The organism is Nocardiopsis dassonvillei, from assembly GCF_964273065.1.
GTDB lineage: Bacteria > Actinomycetota > Actinomycetes > Streptosporangiales > Streptosporangiaceae > Nocardiopsis > Nocardiopsis dassonvillei_B.
This window is the reverse complement of the sequence record NZ_OZ186815.1, coordinates 3,448,594-3,463,476: the sequence shown is the minus strand read 5'-3', so window position 1 is coordinate 3,463,476 and position 14,883 is coordinate 3,448,594. Positions and strand designations below refer to the sequence as shown.

The window sequence follows — 14,883 nt, the reverse complement described above, 5'->3', positions numbered from 1 at the left end:
CGGACCGGCGAGGAACCCCGCGGCCGCCCCGCTCCCGGCACCCGGAGCGCACGGGCGGCCGCGGCCCCTCCGGCGGCACGTGCACCGGACACGTACCGCCGCCCCGTGGGGCGGGGAGGGGACGGCGCAAACAGAACGGCCCCGAACCGCGCTTGCGCAGTTCAGGGCCGTTCTGCCACTGTCTCATGGTGGCGCACTCGGGAGGATTCGAACCCCCAACCTTCTGATCCGTAGTCAGATGCTCTATCCATTGAGCTACGAGTGCAGGTTGTTCAGTTGTCGTCGCCCTGGCGGACCGTGTCCTCCCTGGCGACGTCTCCGACTCTATCACGGTGCCGGAGTGGCTTCGTGCCATTTATGCGTGTGACCCCCGTCATCCGGGCGTGCTCCGAACCGGGGCGCCGGTCACACGCGATAGGCCGTGTATGGACACCGAAACCCCGCCCGCGCAGGACACCGCCCCCGAGCAGGCGGTTCCCCTGTGGGCGCTGCTCCTGCTGTCCGGGACGGGCGGCCTGATCGTCGGGATCGCCACCATGGTCGCCCAGGGCCTGCTGCCCGACGCGGCGGCGTGGATCGCCAACTCCGGCGCGGTCTGGGCGGCCGCGGCGTTCGTCGCCGGCGCGGCCGGGGCCTCCGCGCGCCCCTGGGCGTGCGCCGCGGCCGGGCTGCTCACCCAGTGGGGCGCGGTCGTCGGCTACTACGGGTTCACCTCGCTGCTGTGGCTCGGCGCCCAGGACCTGTGGGCGCCCCTGGTGTGGGCGGCCTGCGGCGCGGTGGCCGGCCCGCTGTTCGGGCTGGCGGGACACGTGTGGCGCAACCGGGACCGCTGGTGGCGGGCGGGCGCGGTGGGGCTGCTCGGCGCGGTCCTGGCCGCCGAGGGCGTCTTCAAGCTCGTCAACTGGGAGCACTTCACGCACATGCTCGGGACGGCCTGGACCCAGGCGCTGCTGGGCCTGGCCGTCCCCCTGCTGTTCGGCGGCCGCGGATGGGCGGACCGGGCGCGGGCGCTGGCGGTGTTCGCCGTGCTGGTCCCGCTCGGGCTCGGGGTGTTCCTCCTGGCCGATTTCGCCATCGCCCTCTGACCCCCGCCCGGCTCAGCCCGGCTCCTCCAGCGCCCGTCCCGCCTCTTCGAGCCGGTCGAGCAGCCCGTCCTGCACCCGGGCGGCGGCGACCGCCTCCCGGCTCAGGCCGGGGCTTCGGCCACCGAGGCCTCCCAGGCGGCGAGCGCGGCGTCCACCTGTTCTCCGTCGACGATGAGCGGCGGGATCATCCGCACCACGTTCCCCGCCGGGCCGCAGGTCAGCAGGAGCAGCCCGTGGCGGACCGCGGCCTGCTGGGCGCGCAGTGCCGCGGCGGCGTCGGGGCGCCCGTCGGTGGTGAACTCGCTGGCGAGCATCAGCCCCCGGCCGCGCACGTCCCCGATGAGCGGTGAGGACTCGGCGACCTTCTCCAGCCCCTGGCGCAGCCGCTCGCCCATGCGGGCGGCGTTGTCCACCAGGCCCTCCTCCTCGATGACGTCCAGGGTGGCCAGGGCCGCGGCGCACGAGACGGCGTTGCCGCCGTAGGTCCCGCCCTGCGAGCCGGGCCACGCCTTGGCCATCAGGGCCTCGGGGGCGGCGATGGCCGACAGCGGGAAACCGCTGGCCAGCCCCTTGGCGGTGATGACGATGTCGGGGACGATCCCGGCCGGCTCATGCCCCCAGAACGTTCCGGTGCGCCCGAACCCGGTCTGCACCTCGTCGGCGACCAGCAGGAAGCCGTGCGCGTCGGCGCGCTCGCGCAGCCCCTGAAGGAAGGCGTCGGGGGCCGGCACGTACCCGCCCTCGCCCAGGACGGGTTCGATGAACACCGCGGCCGTGTCCCGCGGCGAGGTCACCGTGATGAGCAGCTCGTCGAACTCGCGCAGCGCGTACGCGACCGCGTCCTCCTCCGACATCCCCAGCCGGTAGGCGTGGGGGAAGGGCGCGACGACCACCCCGGGCACCAGCGGACCGATGCCCGCCCGGATCTTGGTCCCGGAGGTGGTGAGCGAGGCCGCGCCCATGGTCCGGCCGTGGAACGACCCCTGGAACACGATCGCGTTCTGGCGCCCGGTGGCCTGCCGGGCCAGCCGCAGCGCCGCCTCCACGGCCTCGCTGCCGGAGTTGACGTAGAACAGCCGGTCGATCCCGGGGGGCAGCACCCCGCCCAGGCGTTCGGTGAGCCGCAGCAGCGGACGGTGCATCACGGTGGTGTACTGCCCGTGGATGAGCGTGGCCACCTGCTCCTGCGCGGCGGTCACCACCCGGGGGTGGCAGTGCCCCGTGCTGGTGACGCCGATGCCGGCGGTGAAGTCGAGATAGCGGCGGCCGTCCTCGTCGTAGATGTGGGCGCCCTCGCCTCGTGCCGCGACCACGGGTGTGGCCTGCTTGAGGACAGGGGAGAGCTCCGCCATGCGATGCCTCGATTCGTTGTCGCGCGCGTCCGTAGGATTGTTGACAATCGACACGGCTATGGAAACATCCGGTCCGTGGCGGTGTCCAGGGGACGCACGCCGGGCAGGTGTGACCCAACGGCGCCGGGCCCGCACACGACCGCGGGCCCGGACGATGTACGACCGGGAGCGGTGAACATGTCGGATCGGGAAGCACGGGTCGTCGCACAGGTGGAGAAGCGCCTGTTCATCGGCGGAGAGTGGCGCGACGCGGCCTCGGGCGGGGTCTTCGAGGTGGAGGACCCCTCCACCCGGGAGGTGCTCTGCACCGTCGCCGACGCGGGCAAGGAGGACGCGCTGGCCGCGCTGGAGGCCGCCCACCGGGCCCAGCCGTCGTGGGCGCGCACGGCGCCCCGCGAACGCGGGGAGATCCTGCGCCGAGGCTACGAACTGCTGATGGAGCGCCAGGAGGACCTGGCCGTCCTCATGACCCTGGAGATGGGAAAGCCGCTGGCCGAGGCGCGCGGTGAGATCGCCTACGCAGCCGAGTTCCTGCGCTGGTTCTCCGAGGAGGCGGTGCGCATCGAGGGCGGGTTCGCCACCTCGCCCGACGGGAGGTCGCGGTTCCTGATCATGCGCCAGGCGGTGGGGCCGTGCATGCTCATCACGCCCTGGAACTTCCCCATGGCGATGGGTACCCGCAAGATCGGCCCGGCCGTCGCCGCGGGCTGCACCATGGTCCTCAAGCCCGCCCACCAGACGCCGCTTTCGGCCCTGGCCCTGGCGGGGATCCTGGCGGAGGCGGGGCTGCCCGAGGGGGTGCTGTCCGTCGTCCCCACCACCGACCCGGGCGCGGTCACCGAGCCCCTGCTCAGCGACGGCCGCATCCGCAAGCTGTCCTTCACCGGCTCCACCGCCGTGGGCCGCCGCCTGCTGGAGCAGAGCGCGGGCCAGGTGCTGCGCACCTCCATGGAGCTGGGCGGCAACGCGCCCTTCCTGGTGTTCGACGACGCCGACCTGGACGCGGCGGTGGACGGCGCGATGCTCGCCAAGATGCGCAACATCGGCGAGGCGTGCACGGCGGCCAACCGCATCTACGCCCAGGCGGGGGTCGCCGAGGAGTTCTCCCGGCGGCTGAGCGAGCGCATGGGCGCACTGCGCCTGGGGCGCGGCCTGGACGAGGGCGTCGACGTGGGGCCGCTCATCGACGACAAGGCCCGCCAGAAGGTGCAGCACCTGGTGGACGACGCGGTCGAACGGGGTGCGACCGTCCTGGTCGGCGGCGGCCCGGGCGAGGGGGCCGGGCACTTCTACCGGCCGACGGTGCTGGCGAACGTGCCGTTCGCCAGCGAGCTGTCCACCACGGAGATCTTCGGGCCGGTCGCCCCGGTGCTCACCTTCGAGACCGAGGAGGAGGCGGTCCGCGCCGCCAACGACACCGAGTTCGGCCTGGTGAGCTACCTCTACACCCGCGACCTCAACCGCGCCCTGCGGGTGAGCGAGGCGTTGGAGACCGGGATGGTCGGCCTCAACCAGGGCGTGGTCTCCAACCCCGCGGCCCCGTTCGGCGGTGTCAAGCAGTCCGGTCTGGGCCGCGAGGGCGGTCGCGTGGGCATCGACGAGTTCCTGGACACCAAGTACGTCGGCATCGGCGGCCTCTGACCATGCCCGAACAAACTCGGTCGAGATGTCGTACGACATCTCGACCGAGTTTCCTGTATCCTCGGAACCATGAAGGTTCATAGCGTCATGGGCGTCGATGAGGCTCGCAGCAGACTCGCCGGTCTGCTCTCCCAGCTGTCTTCGGATTCTGTCGAGCCTGCTCGCGACCCCATCATCATGGGTGCGTACCGCCGACCGCAGGGTGTGCTCATCTCGGTTCAGGAGTACGAAGAGCTCATCCGTGTCTATGAGAACCACCGAAAGCGGCAAAGTGCCGCTGAAGCCGTCGGCTCGGTCCGGGCCGAGGGCGGTGAACCCGATGCCGAGACCCTCGCAGATCTGGCACTGGTCGCCGAAGGGGAGTTGAGTCCAGAAGACGCTGAGGAACGAGTGCTGGCGCGAGCAAGGCAATGGAACAAGATCCCTACTGCTACCCCGGGACCTCGGTCCTCCGCAACGTCTTCGACTGGACCGACGAAGAGCGGGTCAAACGGCTAGAGGACAACTTCTCGGCCGCCAGCATCACCCGGATCACTCTGAATCCCCTGCCCGGAGACTACGACCTCCGTCATCTCTGCCTTTTCCACAAGGAGATCTTCGGCCGTATCTATCCCTGGGCCGGTCAGGTCAGGGCCGTGGACATCGCCAAGGGCTCCTGGTTCTGCCCCGTGCGCAACATCGACTCCTTCGCCGCGGACGTCTTCGGCCGCCTCGCCGCCTGCGACCACCTCCGGGGGTGGCGCCGGGACAAGTTCCTGGACGCCCTCGCCGAGCTCTACGGCGACATGAACGCCTTCCACCCCTTCCGGGAGGGGAACGGGCGGGCGCAGCGTGCCTTCCTCGGTCAACTGGCCCGTGACGCGGGGTACCGCATCGCTTGGGAACGGCTCGACGGAGCGCGCAACGACGAGGCTTCGGCGGTCGGCACGGCGCGCGGGGACCAGGGACCAGGGACCGCTGCGCGCCATGCTGGACGACCTCGTCGAGGGGGCCTAGGGGGCGGGCGGGGCGGCGGGGTCCTCGCCGTTGATGCGGGCGACGGTGTCGGTCATGTGGGCCTCGATGAGGCCCAGCAGCCGCTCCTCGGCGCCGTCGGCGATGGCGTCGAGGAGGCGGCGGTGCTCCTCCAGCAGCTCGGCCGGCTCGGGGTAGACCTCCTGCATCACGGTGAGGCACATCCGTGTCTCCACCAGCAGGGTCTGCGCCATCCGCTCCAGGCGGCCGTTGCCCGAGCAGCTGACCAGGGTCCGGTGGAACTCCTGGTCGGCGTCGCTCATGGCGCCCCGGTCGCCGGTGGCGGCGGCCTCGGCCAGGCGCTGCACCGCCGGCGTGAGCCGGGCGACGGCCTCGCCCCGGTTGCCGCGCATGATCAGCTCGCAGGCGGTGCGCTCCACGGCCAGCCGGGCCACGTAGATGTCGCGCACGTCGTCCGGGGTCAGCTCGCGCACGAACAGTCCGCGGTGGCGCTCGCTGCGCAGCAGCCCCTCCTGGACGAGCCGCTGCATCGCCTCGCGCAGCGGTCCGCGGCTCACGCCGAGCCGCCCGGCCAGCTCGGCCTCGCCGAGCTGGTCCCCCGGGGCCAGGGAGCCGTACATGATCGCCGAGCGCAGCTGCTCGGCGATGAGTTCGGCCGTGGAGCGCCGGGGGACCGGGGTGAGTTGACCGTGGGCGGGCATGGGCCGCCTTCCTTTCGATGTCCTCGTCGACCTGCGGGCGTGTCGTCCGCCGGGAGGTCAGACCTGCGGCAGCATACTCGCGACCTCGGCCGCCCCCGAACGGAACAGCGTCCCCGGCCCGCCCGCCCGGGGCCGGGTGTCCCCGGCCAGGCGCAGCCCCTCCCAGATGCTGACCTGGTTGGCGGTGAGCACCACCTTGCCGAGCAGCGCCTCCAGCGGCTCGATGAGGTGCGCGCTGTGCAGGGCGGTGTCCGGGACGAGCACGGCGCCCGCCCGCGAGTGGTCGTTGGAGATGACGAAGTCGACGACCTCGTCCGGGTCGAGGTGGCCGACCTCCGCGGCGGTGGCGATGCCGTGGCTGGCCAGTGACACGACCTCGACCCCGGCCTCGGCCAGGAAGCCGGCGAAGCGGCGGGACACGTCCTCGGGGTAGGTGGCCGCGACGGCCACGCGGGACACCCGCAGCCGCGCCAGGGCGTGGACGAACGCCCACGAGGTGCTCGACGCGGGCGTGCCCGCGGCCCGCCGGATCCATTCGACCTGGCGCCTGGCGCCCTCCCGGCCGTGGACGAAGCTCCCGCTGGTGCAGGCCCAGACGGTGGCGGCCACGCCCAGTGCCGCCGCCTCCCGCGCCCCCTCGGCGAGCACGTCCTCGCCGCCGATGTCGAGCAGCGCGTCGACGCGGTGGGCGTCCTCGCGCATCAGGGTGTGGACCACGGGGAGTTCGACGTCGCCGCCGAGCAGGCCCTCGTAGGCCTTGTAGTCGCTCTCCGCGCTGTGTCCCGGGTAGAGGAATCCGACACGGGTCATGGGCCCTCCTCTCCGCGGCCTCCCGCGGGTTCAGGCGGCGCTGGGCGCCGCGATCTCCATCAGTGCCTGTCCCGGGGCCACCGGGCACCGGCCGACGGCCCGCATCAGCGCCCACATGGTGACCTGGTTGGCGGTCACCACGGGCTTGCCCAGTTCCCGCTCCAGGGGCGCGATGATGTCGTAGGTGAGCATGTTGGTGCAGCTCACGAACACCGCCTGGGCCTCGGGCCGGTCCGCCTCGTGGACCGCGCGGGCGATCACGTCGTACGCGACCCGCCAGATGTGCTCCAGCAGCCCCAGCCCCACGCTGGAGGTCACGCCTATCCGGTGCTCCTCCAGGTAGCCGAGGAGGCGCTCGGTCACGCCGTCCACGTACGGGGTGACGACCGCGATGCGGTCGGCGCCCAGGTGGGCCAGCGCCTCGACCAGCGCGCCGGAGGTGGTGACCGCGCCCGGTGCGCCGGCCCCGGCCATGGTCCGCCGCAGCTCCCGCTCCCCCGCGGCGCCGTGGACGAAGCTCCCGGAGGCGCACATGTAGCCGACCGCCGAGGGTTCGGGGGTCAGCAGCGCGCGGACCGCCGGGACGATGTGCTCCGGACGGCACAGGGCCGCCGCCTGGTCCACCGTCACCGGTACGTGGACGTAGGGCAGGCGCGTCATGTGCAGGGACACGTCGTCGGGCGTCCACCGCCACAGTTCGCGGTCGAGCGCGAAATCGTAGGGGGCCACGACGCCGACCCCGGTCTGCTCGGGTGTCGGGCGTTCGGCCGCCGGGCCTTCGTGGGAGTTCTGTACGAGCACCGGTCGCTCACCTCCTTCGCTTTCCACTTCGCCGTGCCGGGGCCCCGGCGTGCGGGTGCCGTCAGCGGTCCAGCCGTTCGTAGACGAGGCGCTCGCCCGCGCTGCCCGAGCGCCAGACGTCCTCGCAGGCCCGCGCCATGGCGGGGAGGTTCTCCACGACGGTGGCGAACACGTTGCCGGGCACCCAGCCGACGTCTCCGTTGAGCAGCAGGTTGTTGCGCCCGTAGAAGAGGGCGAGGTCGATGACCCCGGGCAGGTGGTCGATCCCCTTGTCCTCCTTGAAGGCGCGGTCGAGCACGCCCCCGTCGAAGGAGAAGTAGACGACGTCGCCGGGGATGGGGGTGACGGTGGGGTTCTCCATGCCGGGCTCGTCGGGCGCGAACCTCGGCACCATCGTGTAGATCTCGTTGCGCGCGTACTTGGCGTGCTGGACGGCGTCGCCCTGGGGCAGCGCGTCCCACACCGCCGCGCAGGTGCGGGGCGCGTCCCGTTCCAGCAGCTCTGCCACGCAGGACACCCCGCGGCGGGGCAGGGTGATGGTCATGTACCTGGGCACGTGGTCGGGGTCCCTTCGGTGGCGGTCGGGCGACGGGGTCGGAACCGGCGGGACGGTGTCCGGGCATCGATCCGGGGATCCCCGGATTGTGGATTGTCGACAATCTTACGATCCGGCGGTTGCCCGCGACAAGAAGCGGGGAGGAGGCGGGACGAGGGATTCGCGGAGTCCGCCCCCTGGGGTTGTCGATTGTTGACAATCCCATGCCGGCTTCCTAGCGTGGCCGGTGCGGGATCGGCCCGAGCCCCGCCAGGATGCTTCACCGCCGTCGACCGGAGAGCGCAGGCCCCGTGAACAGTGCCGCCCCGTCCCCGCCCGACCGCCCCAGGCTGCTGATCCTGCACGGCGACGACCTGCCTCCGGGCCGGGAGCGGATCGACGGGCACCCCGGCCTGGGCGGGGTCGCCTACACCACCGCCGCCGACCTGTCCGCCAGGCTGCCGGGCGCGCACATCCTGCTGGTCTGGGACCTGTTCTCCGAGGCCCTGGCCGCGGCCTGGCCCAAGGCCGACGCGCTGACCTGGGTCCACGCGGCCACCGCCGGGGTCGACAACCTCATGTTCCCCGCACTGGTCGAGTCCGACGTCGTGGTCACCAACTCGCGCGGGGTCTTCGAGCGGCCCATCGCCGAATACGTCCTGGGCCTGGTCATCGCACACGCCAAGGACTTCCACCGCACCTGGGAGTACCAGCGCGAACGCCGCTGGGAACACCGCGAGACGCGGAGCGTGGCGGGCAGCCGCGCCCTCGTCGTCGGCACCGGCCCCATCGCCCGCGCCACCGCCCGCCTGCTCACCGCCGTGGGAGTGGAGGTACGGGCCTCGGGCAGCCGCGCCCGCACCGGCGACCCCGACTTCGGCGACGTGGTGCTCTCCAGCACCGCCGAGCGCGGGCCGTCGGGCGAGCCGACCCTGTTCGGCGAGATCCCGGCCGCCGACCACGTGATCATCGCCGCCCCGCTCACCGACGCCACCCGGGGCCTGGTCGACCGTGCCTTCCTGGACCTGATGAAGCCCACCGCCCACCTCGTCAACGTGGCGCGCGGGCCCATCGTCGACCAGTCGGACCTGGCCGCCGCCCTGGACTCCGGAGCCATCGCCGGGGCCGCACTGGACGTTTTCGAACGCGAGCCCCTCAAGGCCGTCAGCCCGCTGTGGGGGCTGCCGGGCTCCGTGGTCTCCCCGCACATGGCCGGGGACGTGGTCGGCTGGCGCGAGGAACTGGTCGACCTGTTCCTGGACGAACTCTCCCGCCATCTCGACGGGCGCGAACCGCGCAACGTCGTCGACAAGCGCCGGGGCTACGTTCCCGGCTGACCCCTACCGGGAGGCCGAAGTGACGATCCGTTCCGACTCGACCGCCGCGGCCGCCCCCGCGGCCGCCGGAGCACCGGCGCCCGCGGGCCCGGTGGCCGACCCGTCCGCCGCGTCCGCCGAGCACCTCCTGGCCGCCTACGCCCGAGGCGACTCCTCCCCGGAGGAGGCGGTCGGGGCCGCCCTGGACCGCATCGACCGCACCGAACCCGTCACCAACGCCTTCTGCCTGGTCCTGGCGGAGGAGGCCCGCGCCGCCGCCCGCGAGTCGGCCCGCCGCTGGGAGCGCGGGGAGCCGGTGGGCCCGCTCGACGGGGTGCCCGTCGCCGTCAAGGACGTCCACCTGCTGCGCGGCCACCCCACACTCAAGGGATCCCTGACCTCCCCGCGCGGCGGCCCCTGGGACGAGGACTCCCCGGCGGTGGCCCGGCTCCGGGAGGCGGGCGCGGTCTTCGTCGGCAAGACCACCACTCCCGAACTGGCCTGGAAGGCCGTCACCGACTCGCCGCTCACCGGTGTCACCCGCAACCCCTGGGATCCGGCGACCACTCCGGGCGGGTCCAGCGGGGGCTCGGCCGCCGCGGTCGCAGCCGGGACGGTCCCGATGGCCACCGGAACCGACGGAGGCGGCTCCATCCGCATCCCGGCGGCCTTCAGCGGGATCGTCGGCCTCAAGCCCACCTGGGGCCTGGTCCCGCACTATCCGGCCAGCCCCTTCGGCTCGCTGGCGCACAGCGGGCCGATGACCCGCACCGTCGGCGACGCCGCGCTCATGCTGGAGGCCATGGCCGGTCCTGACCACCGGGACTGGGCGGCGCTGGCCCCGCCGGGGCCGGGCCTGGCCGACGTGCGCCTGCGCACCGACCCGGAGGACCTGGTGCGCGGGCTGCGCGTCGCGCTCGCCCCGACCCTGGGAGGGCTCGCCGTGGACCCGGAGGTGGCGGCCGCCGTCTCCGCCGCCGCCGACGCCCTGGCCGACCTGGGTGCGCACGTGGCGGAGGCCGATCCGGGCCTGCCCGACGCCCGGCAGGAGTTCCACGTGCTGTGGTTCTCCGGCGCGGCCAAGGCCACCGAGCGGGTCACCGGGGAGGACCGCGGGCTGTTCGACCCCGGGCTGGCGGAGATCATCGAGGAGGGGCTGTCCTTCTCCGCGCAGGACTACCTGACGGCGATGGCGCTGCGCATGGAGATGGGCGCCCGGATGGGCCGCTTCCACACCGAACACGACCTGCTGCTCACGCCGGCGGCGCCGTTCGGGGCGTTCGGGGCGGGCCGGGAGTGCCCGCCGGAGCTGGAGGGGGAGCGGTGGACGGCGTGGGCGGGGTTCAGCCACCCGTTCAACATGACCCAGCAGCCCGCGGCGAGCGTGCCGTGCGGGTTCACGTCCGCGGGGCTCCCGGTGGGGGTCCAGGTGGTGGGTCCGCGCCACGCGGACGCCCGGGTGCTGTCGGCCTGCCGCGCCCTGGAGCTGGCGCTGCCGTGGGCGGGGGCCCGCCCCTGATCCCCGTCCGATCGATCATGGAGTTTTCGCCCGCATCTTGGGTGATATGTCCGCATGCAGGACCTTTGTCGGAGGAGTTCTGTGTCATATGGCCCCCGCGGGCCCCCGCGCACGTACTACCGTCTATCCCGGAGACGTGTCCGCGGCGCGGCGACGCAGGAATGGCACAGGGATGAGGATGAGCGGGATGTCGGGCGGTGGAGCCGAGGGCGTGCGCAAGCCCATCAGAGTGTTCCTGGTGGACGACCACGAAGTGGTCCGGCGCGGTGTCGCCGCGCTCCTGGAGACCGAGGACGACATGACCGTCGTCGGCGAGGCGGGCACCGCCGAACAGGCCCTGGCCCGTATCCCGGTCGTGGTCCCCGACGTCGCCGTCCTGGACGTGCGCCTGCCCGGCGGCTCCGGCGTCCAGGTGTGCCGGGAGATCCGGTCCGACCACCCCGAGATCGCCTGCCTCATGCTCACCTCGTTCGCCGACGAGGACGCCCTGTACGACGCCGTCATGGCCGGCGCCGCCGGGTACGTGCTCAAGCAGATCCACGGCGCCGACCTCGTGGGCGCCGTGCGAACCGTCGCCTCCGGCGGCTCCCTGCTCGACTCCGGGAGCACCGGCGCGATGATGGAGCGCCTGCGCGGCGCCCAGGCCGAGCCCGACCCGCTGGCCGAGCTCACCCCGCAGGAGCGCCAGATCCTCGACCTCATCGGCGAGGGCATGACCAACCGCCAGATCGGCGAGCGCCTCTACCTGGCGGAGAAGACCGTCAAGAACTACGTGTCGGCCCTGCTGTCCAAGCTCGACCTCAAGCGCCGGACCCAGGCCGCCGTCCTGGTCGCCGAGCTCCGCGGCCGCCGCTACTAGGACGGTTCTCCCGGACTTCCGCTCCGGCCCGCCCGTGGCCCGTCCCCGGCGGACGGCCTGACGGCCGCGGCCCCCGCCCGGCCCGTCGCCCCCGGAGGGCGGGAACGGGCCCGAGGAGGCACGGCGGCCCCACGGGGACGCCTCCTCCCGGCCCCGGAACCCGCCGGCGCCTCACGGCCCCGCGGCCGTCACTGGAAGGTGTCGAACGGCGGGGTCCCGTCGTCGGGCACCGGCACCTTCCAGGTGAGCACCGTGCCGGACGCCTCCCCGCGCCGGGCGGAGAAGCCGCCGCCCAGCGCCCGGGCCCGGTCGTCCATGTTGCGCAGCCCGCTGCGCCGCCCCTCCTCGGGCAGGCCCACCCCGTTGTCGGTGACGGTCAGGGTCAGCGTGGTGGGGCGGCCGGTCGTCGCCGTCTCCTCCACCGACACGGACACGTGCACCTCCGTGGCGCGCGCGTGCCGGGCCACGTTGCTCAGCGCCTCCCCGAGCACGGCCAGCAGCTGCTCGCCGACCTCGTCCGGGACGGAGGCGTCGATCGGCCCGTCCAGGCTCACCCCCGGGTGGCAGCCCAGGCTGTAGGCGGTGTTCTCGGCCAGTTTGAGGATGCGCCCGCGCAGGGAGGTGTCCTGGCGGCTGGGCGGGTTCTGCAGCGCGAAGATCGTCGAGCGGATCTCCCGGATGGTCGCGTCCAGCTCGTCTATGGTGCGCTGCACGCGCTCGGTCGCCTCCGGAGAGGCGATCAGCCGCATCGTGCTCATCAGGGTCATCGCCGACGCGAACAGCCGCTGGATGACCACGTCGTGCAGGTCCTTGGCGATCCGGTCGCGCTCCTCCAGCACCACCAGGCGCTCGGTGTCGTGCCGGGCCTCGGCCAGCTCCAGCGCTATGCCCGCCTGCACCGAGAACGAGTGCAGTATGCGGCGCGTCGCCGCCGGGAACGGCGCCCGCTCCGACAGCTTGCCCAGCAGCAGCACGCCCCGGGTGTTGCCCGGGGTGCCCAGCGGCACCAGCAGCCCGGGGCCGTAGCCGCGGTGGGTGAGCATCGGGCAGTCGGCCCGGCGCAGGTCGGGGAGGCTCTTCGGCTCGCCCGACTCGTACACCCGCCCGCACTCCGAGCCGTGGATCTCCACCGGGGTGCCCAGGATCTCCTGCGCGATGGGGCCGTCCGCGATCTCGGCGAAGAGGTGGCCCCGGGCGCGCGAATCGGGCAGCAGCACCACCGCGACGTCGGCACCGCCGATCTCGCGGGCCTGCGCGGCCAGGTAGGCCAGCACCTCGTCGGTGGCCGCGCCCGACAGCAGGCGCGTGGTGATCTCGGTCGAGGCCCCCAGCCACCGCTCGCGCAGGCGCGCCTCCTCGTACAGGCGCGCGTTCTCGATGGCGACCCCGGCGGCGGTGGCCAGTGCGGTCACCACCGTCTCGTCCTCCTCGTCGAACTCGGCGCCGTCGGACTTCTCGCTCAGGTAGAGGTTCCCGAACACCTCGCCGCGGACCTGGATCGGCACTCCGAGGAAAGTGGTCATCTGCGGGTGGCCTTCGGGGAAGCCGCCGAAGTCGGGGTGGTCGCGCAGATCCGCCAGCCGCAGTGGGGCACGGCCCTGCAGAGGCGCCGAAAGGACCCCTTTGCCGTGCGGGAAGCGGGCGATCATCTCCGCCTGCTCGCGGTCGACCCCCACCGGGATGAACTCGTTGAAGCCGCCGTCCTCGTCGATCACCCCCAGCCCCGCGTAGCGGGCGCCGACCAGCTGGGCGGCCATCTCGGTGAGCCTGCGCAGCACGGTCGCCAGGTCGAGGTCGCCCCCGATGGTCAGCACCGCCTGGAGCAGGGAGCGCATCCTGGCGTGGTCGGACATGCCCCTGTGCAGGCCGTGCACATCGGTGAGGAGGTGATCCCAGGGGTCGGGGGACAGCCGGGGGCTCTGGGGGAGCTCGGTCATGGTTCGGTCAACCTCCGCAGAGCCGATCGGGCGGTCTCGCAATGCGTGCTTTTCCTCGGATGTATATAGGTGAATTGTCGTTGGTTTTTTCCCGGTTTGCCACATCTGTTCGTCAGGACATGGCTTTACCTGGACCGGAATTCCCGCGGAAACACTCCGCGGCCGACCCAATTCATGCTAACGTCGCCGTCAGTCGACGCAGGAAGGACCCGTACGGTCCCCGCGACCGGCACCCCCGACAGGCCCCGCGATCCGCGGCGCCCCGCACCGGCGGCCCCGCCCCGGTCGCGTCGAAGTCCCTAGATCCACGGTGGAAGGACCCCCGGTGTTCACAGCCCACGGTAGTGCGAGCGCCAGCGGCGCCCGCACCGCCGTGTGCCCCGCACCGGTCCGCCGGGCCCTGCTGCTCGCCGCCCTCGTGGCCGGCGTGCTGTGCGCCCTCTGGCTGGCCGGGGCCTCCCCGGCCACCGCGGCCGAGGGCCAGGGCGACCCGGGCACCGGTACGGCCCTGCCCGCCGGCCCCCTCGACCGGCACCGGCCCGTGGTCGCCGACATCGGCGGCCCTCTGGCCGACACCGTCGCCGGCGTGGGCACGGTGGGGACCATGGGAACCGGGGTCGACAACGCCCGCCGGGTGCTGGAGGAGCCGATCGCCCCGCAGGCGTCGGCGGATCCGCAGGAGATGGCACGCGACCTCGACGAGGCCGTGCGGCACGTCGTCGCCGCGCCCGTCGCGGAGGCCGCCTCGCTGCCCGAGGCGGCCCGCACCACCGCCCCGGAGCCCGGAACGGCCGTCGAGCGCGGGCACCGCGCACCGCGTCCGGAGCCCGCTCCCGCGGTCCCCGCGACCGAGCCGGTCGCGGTCCACGCCTCCGTGACGGAGTCCGCGGCCGCCGAGCCGGCCGCCGCCGAGGACTCCGCCACCGGGGCCGACCGGACCCCCGACAACGACGCCGCGGTCGCCGCGGCCCCGCTCGGCTCGGGCACCACCACCTCGGCCCCGACGGCCCCCTCCGGGGGCGCCGCCCAGGGCGGAGGGCTCATCGCGGGCCACCTGCCCGCCTTCGGGGCCCCGGCCCCCGCCCCCGGCCTGGTCCAGGCCGCCCGGCACGTCCTGCGCTCGGTCCCGGCCGAAGAAGCGGACGAGCCCACCTTCTCGCCCGACTAGCGCGGCGTTCCCCCGGTCGCACGCCGACCGTCCTCCTGGCACACCTTCCCAGCCGCGGAACGCCCGGGTCCCGTACTCCGAGTGCTCGCCTCCGCATCCTCTGGGGGTTGATGTGAGCCGCCGCGCACACTCGCGGGGTTCACATCAGTCGACGGCCCGCCAGGTCGCCCGCTGAGAAACCGAG

The 14,883-nt window shown here is 73.3% G+C and carries 13 protein-coding genes, 1 tRNA gene and 1 pseudogene; 8 read left to right on the top strand and 7 right to left on the bottom strand.

What is annotated here, in order from left to right; translation table 11 throughout:
* Positions 1 to 189 precede the first annotated feature (189 nt).
* Positions 190 to 265, bottom strand: a tRNA-Arg gene (locus tag ACSUPR_RS15325).
* A gap of 160 nt (positions 266 to 425) precedes the next feature.
* Between ACSUPR_RS15325 and ACSUPR_RS15320 the strand changes: the two genes are divergently transcribed.
* The gene (locus tag ACSUPR_RS15320) at positions 426 to 1,085 is read left to right on the top strand and encodes a DUF6518 family protein (protein WP_436885296.1); all 660 of its coding nucleotides are present in this window, start codon (positions 426 to 428) and stop codon (positions 1,083 to 1,085) included.
* A gap of 101 nt (positions 1,086 to 1,186) precedes the next feature.
* On the opposite strand, the gene ACSUPR_RS15315 is transcribed toward ACSUPR_RS15320, so the two are convergent.
* Positions 1,187 to 2,437 carry an aspartate aminotransferase family protein gene (locus ACSUPR_RS15315; protein ID WP_436885295.1) on the bottom strand — a complete coding sequence of 417 codons (1,251 nt, stop codon included), beginning with the start codon at positions 2,435 to 2,437 and terminating at the stop codon, positions 1,187 to 1,189.
* A 177-nt stretch (positions 2,438 to 2,614) separates the two neighbouring features.
* On the opposite strand from ACSUPR_RS15315, the gene ACSUPR_RS15310 reads away from it, so the two are divergent.
* The 3 genes and pseudogenes from ACSUPR_RS15310 to ACSUPR_RS15300 all read left to right on the top strand — a co-directional run.
* The gene (locus ACSUPR_RS15310; protein ID WP_436885294.1) at positions 2,615 to 4,078 is read left to right on the top strand and encodes an NAD-dependent succinate-semialdehyde dehydrogenase; all 1,464 of its coding nucleotides are present in this window, start codon (positions 2,615 to 2,617) and stop codon (positions 4,076 to 4,078) included.
* Between the two features lie 69 nt (positions 4,079 to 4,147).
* Positions 4,148 to 4,576 carry an antitoxin VbhA family protein gene (locus ACSUPR_RS15305; RefSeq protein WP_436885293.1) on the top strand — a complete coding sequence of 143 codons (429 nt, stop codon included), beginning with the start codon at positions 4,148 to 4,150 and terminating at the stop codon, positions 4,574 to 4,576.
* A pseudogene (locus ACSUPR_RS15300) lies at positions 4,489 to 4,863 on the top strand (Fic/DOC family protein); the annotation flags it as partial. The gene ACSUPR_RS15305 and the pseudogene ACSUPR_RS15300, both read left to right, overlap by 88 nt.
* A 207-nt stretch (positions 4,864 to 5,070) precedes the next feature.
* On the opposite strand, the gene ACSUPR_RS15295 reads toward ACSUPR_RS15300, so the two are convergent.
* The 4 genes from ACSUPR_RS15295 to ACSUPR_RS15280 form a co-directional block, all read right to left on the bottom strand.
* A complete protein-coding gene (locus ACSUPR_RS15295; protein ID WP_436885291.1) occupies positions 5,071 to 5,754 on the bottom strand; it encodes a GntR family transcriptional regulator in 684 nt (227 codons plus the stop codon).
* A gap of 57 nt (positions 5,755 to 5,811) precedes the next feature.
* Entirely contained in the window at positions 5,812 to 6,564 is a 753-nt protein-coding gene (locus tag ACSUPR_RS15290; protein WP_436885289.1) for a maleate cis-trans isomerase family protein, read from the bottom strand.
* Between the two features lie 30 nt (positions 6,565 to 6,594).
* On the bottom strand, positions 6,595 to 7,365 hold the full coding sequence (locus tag ACSUPR_RS15285; protein WP_436885288.1) for a maleate cis-trans isomerase family protein: 771 nt from the start codon (positions 7,363 to 7,365) through the stop codon (positions 6,595 to 6,597).
* A 61-nt stretch (positions 7,366 to 7,426) separates the two neighbouring features.
* On the bottom strand, positions 7,427 to 7,909 hold the full coding sequence (locus tag ACSUPR_RS15280) for a DUF3830 family protein (protein ID WP_436892022.1): 483 nt from the start codon (positions 7,907 to 7,909) through the stop codon (positions 7,427 to 7,429).
* A 266-nt stretch (positions 7,910 to 8,175) separates the two neighbouring features.
* On the opposite strand from ACSUPR_RS15280, the gene ACSUPR_RS15275 reads away from it, so the two are divergent.
* From ACSUPR_RS15275 to ACSUPR_RS15265, 3 genes are all read left to right on the top strand, one after another.
* Positions 8,176 to 9,237 (top strand): D-2-hydroxyacid dehydrogenase, encoded by a 1,062-nt coding sequence (locus ACSUPR_RS15275; protein ID WP_436885287.1) that lies wholly within the window; start codon positions 8,176 to 8,178, stop codon positions 9,235 to 9,237.
* 19 nt (positions 9,238 to 9,256) lie between these two features.
* On the top strand, positions 9,257 to 10,735 hold the full coding sequence (locus tag ACSUPR_RS15270) for an amidase (RefSeq protein WP_436885285.1): 1,479 nt from the start codon (positions 9,257 to 9,259) through the stop codon (positions 10,733 to 10,735).
* A 187-nt stretch (positions 10,736 to 10,922) separates the two neighbouring features.
* Positions 10,923 to 11,594, top strand: coding sequence for a response regulator (locus tag ACSUPR_RS15265; protein WP_436885284.1), 672 nt, complete (start codon positions 10,923 to 10,925; stop codon positions 11,592 to 11,594).
* A gap of 188 nt (positions 11,595 to 11,782) precedes the next feature.
* Here ACSUPR_RS15265 and ACSUPR_RS15260 read toward each other — a convergent pair whose 3' ends face one another.
* Complete coding sequence (locus tag ACSUPR_RS15260) at positions 11,783 to 13,531, bottom strand: sensor histidine kinase (RefSeq protein ID WP_436885283.1); 1,749 nt, start codon at positions 13,529 to 13,531, stop codon at positions 11,783 to 11,785.
* Positions 13,532 to 13,856: 325 nt separating this feature from the next.
* Here ACSUPR_RS15260 and ACSUPR_RS15255 point away from each other — a divergent pair, with 325 nt between their 5' ends.
* On the top strand, positions 13,857 to 14,699 hold the full coding sequence (locus ACSUPR_RS15255; protein WP_436885281.1) for a hypothetical protein: 843 nt from the start codon (positions 13,857 to 13,859) through the stop codon (positions 14,697 to 14,699).
* Positions 14,700 to 14,883 lie beyond the last annotated feature (184 nt).

Coding starts and splice junctions, on each gene's coding strand:
- ACSUPR_RS15320 (WP_436885296.1), top strand. CDS start 426: ATGGACACCGAAACCCCGCCCGCGCAGGACACCGCCCCCGAGCAGGCG.
- ACSUPR_RS15315 (WP_436885295.1), bottom strand. CDS start 2,437: ATGGCGGAGCTCTCCCCTGTCCTCAAGCAGGCCACACCCGTGGTCGCG.
- ACSUPR_RS15310 (WP_436885294.1), top strand. CDS start 2,615: ATGTCGGATCGGGAAGCACGGGTCGTCGCACAGGTGGAGAAGCGCCTG.
- ACSUPR_RS15305 (WP_436885293.1), top strand. CDS start 4,148: ATGAAGGTTCATAGCGTCATGGGCGTCGATGAGGCTCGCAGCAGACTC.
- ACSUPR_RS15295 (WP_436885291.1), bottom strand. CDS start 5,754: ATGCCCGCCCACGGTCAACTCACCCCGGTCCCCCGGCGCTCCACGGCC.
- ACSUPR_RS15290 (WP_436885289.1), bottom strand. CDS start 6,564: ATGACCCGTGTCGGATTCCTCTACCCGGGACACAGCGCGGAGAGCGAC.
- ACSUPR_RS15280 (WP_436892022.1), bottom strand. CDS start 7,909: ATGACCATCACCCTGCCCCGCCGCGGGGTGTCCTGCGTGGCAGAGCTG.
- ACSUPR_RS15275 (WP_436885287.1), top strand. CDS start 8,176: ATGCTTCACCGCCGTCGACCGGAGAGCGCAGGCCCCGTGAACAGTGCC.
- ACSUPR_RS15265 (WP_436885284.1), top strand. CDS start 10,923: ATGTCGGGCGGTGGAGCCGAGGGCGTGCGCAAGCCCATCAGAGTGTTC.
- ACSUPR_RS15260 (WP_436885283.1), bottom strand. CDS start 13,531: ATGACCGAGCTCCCCCAGAGCCCCCGGCTGTCCCCCGACCCCTGGGAT.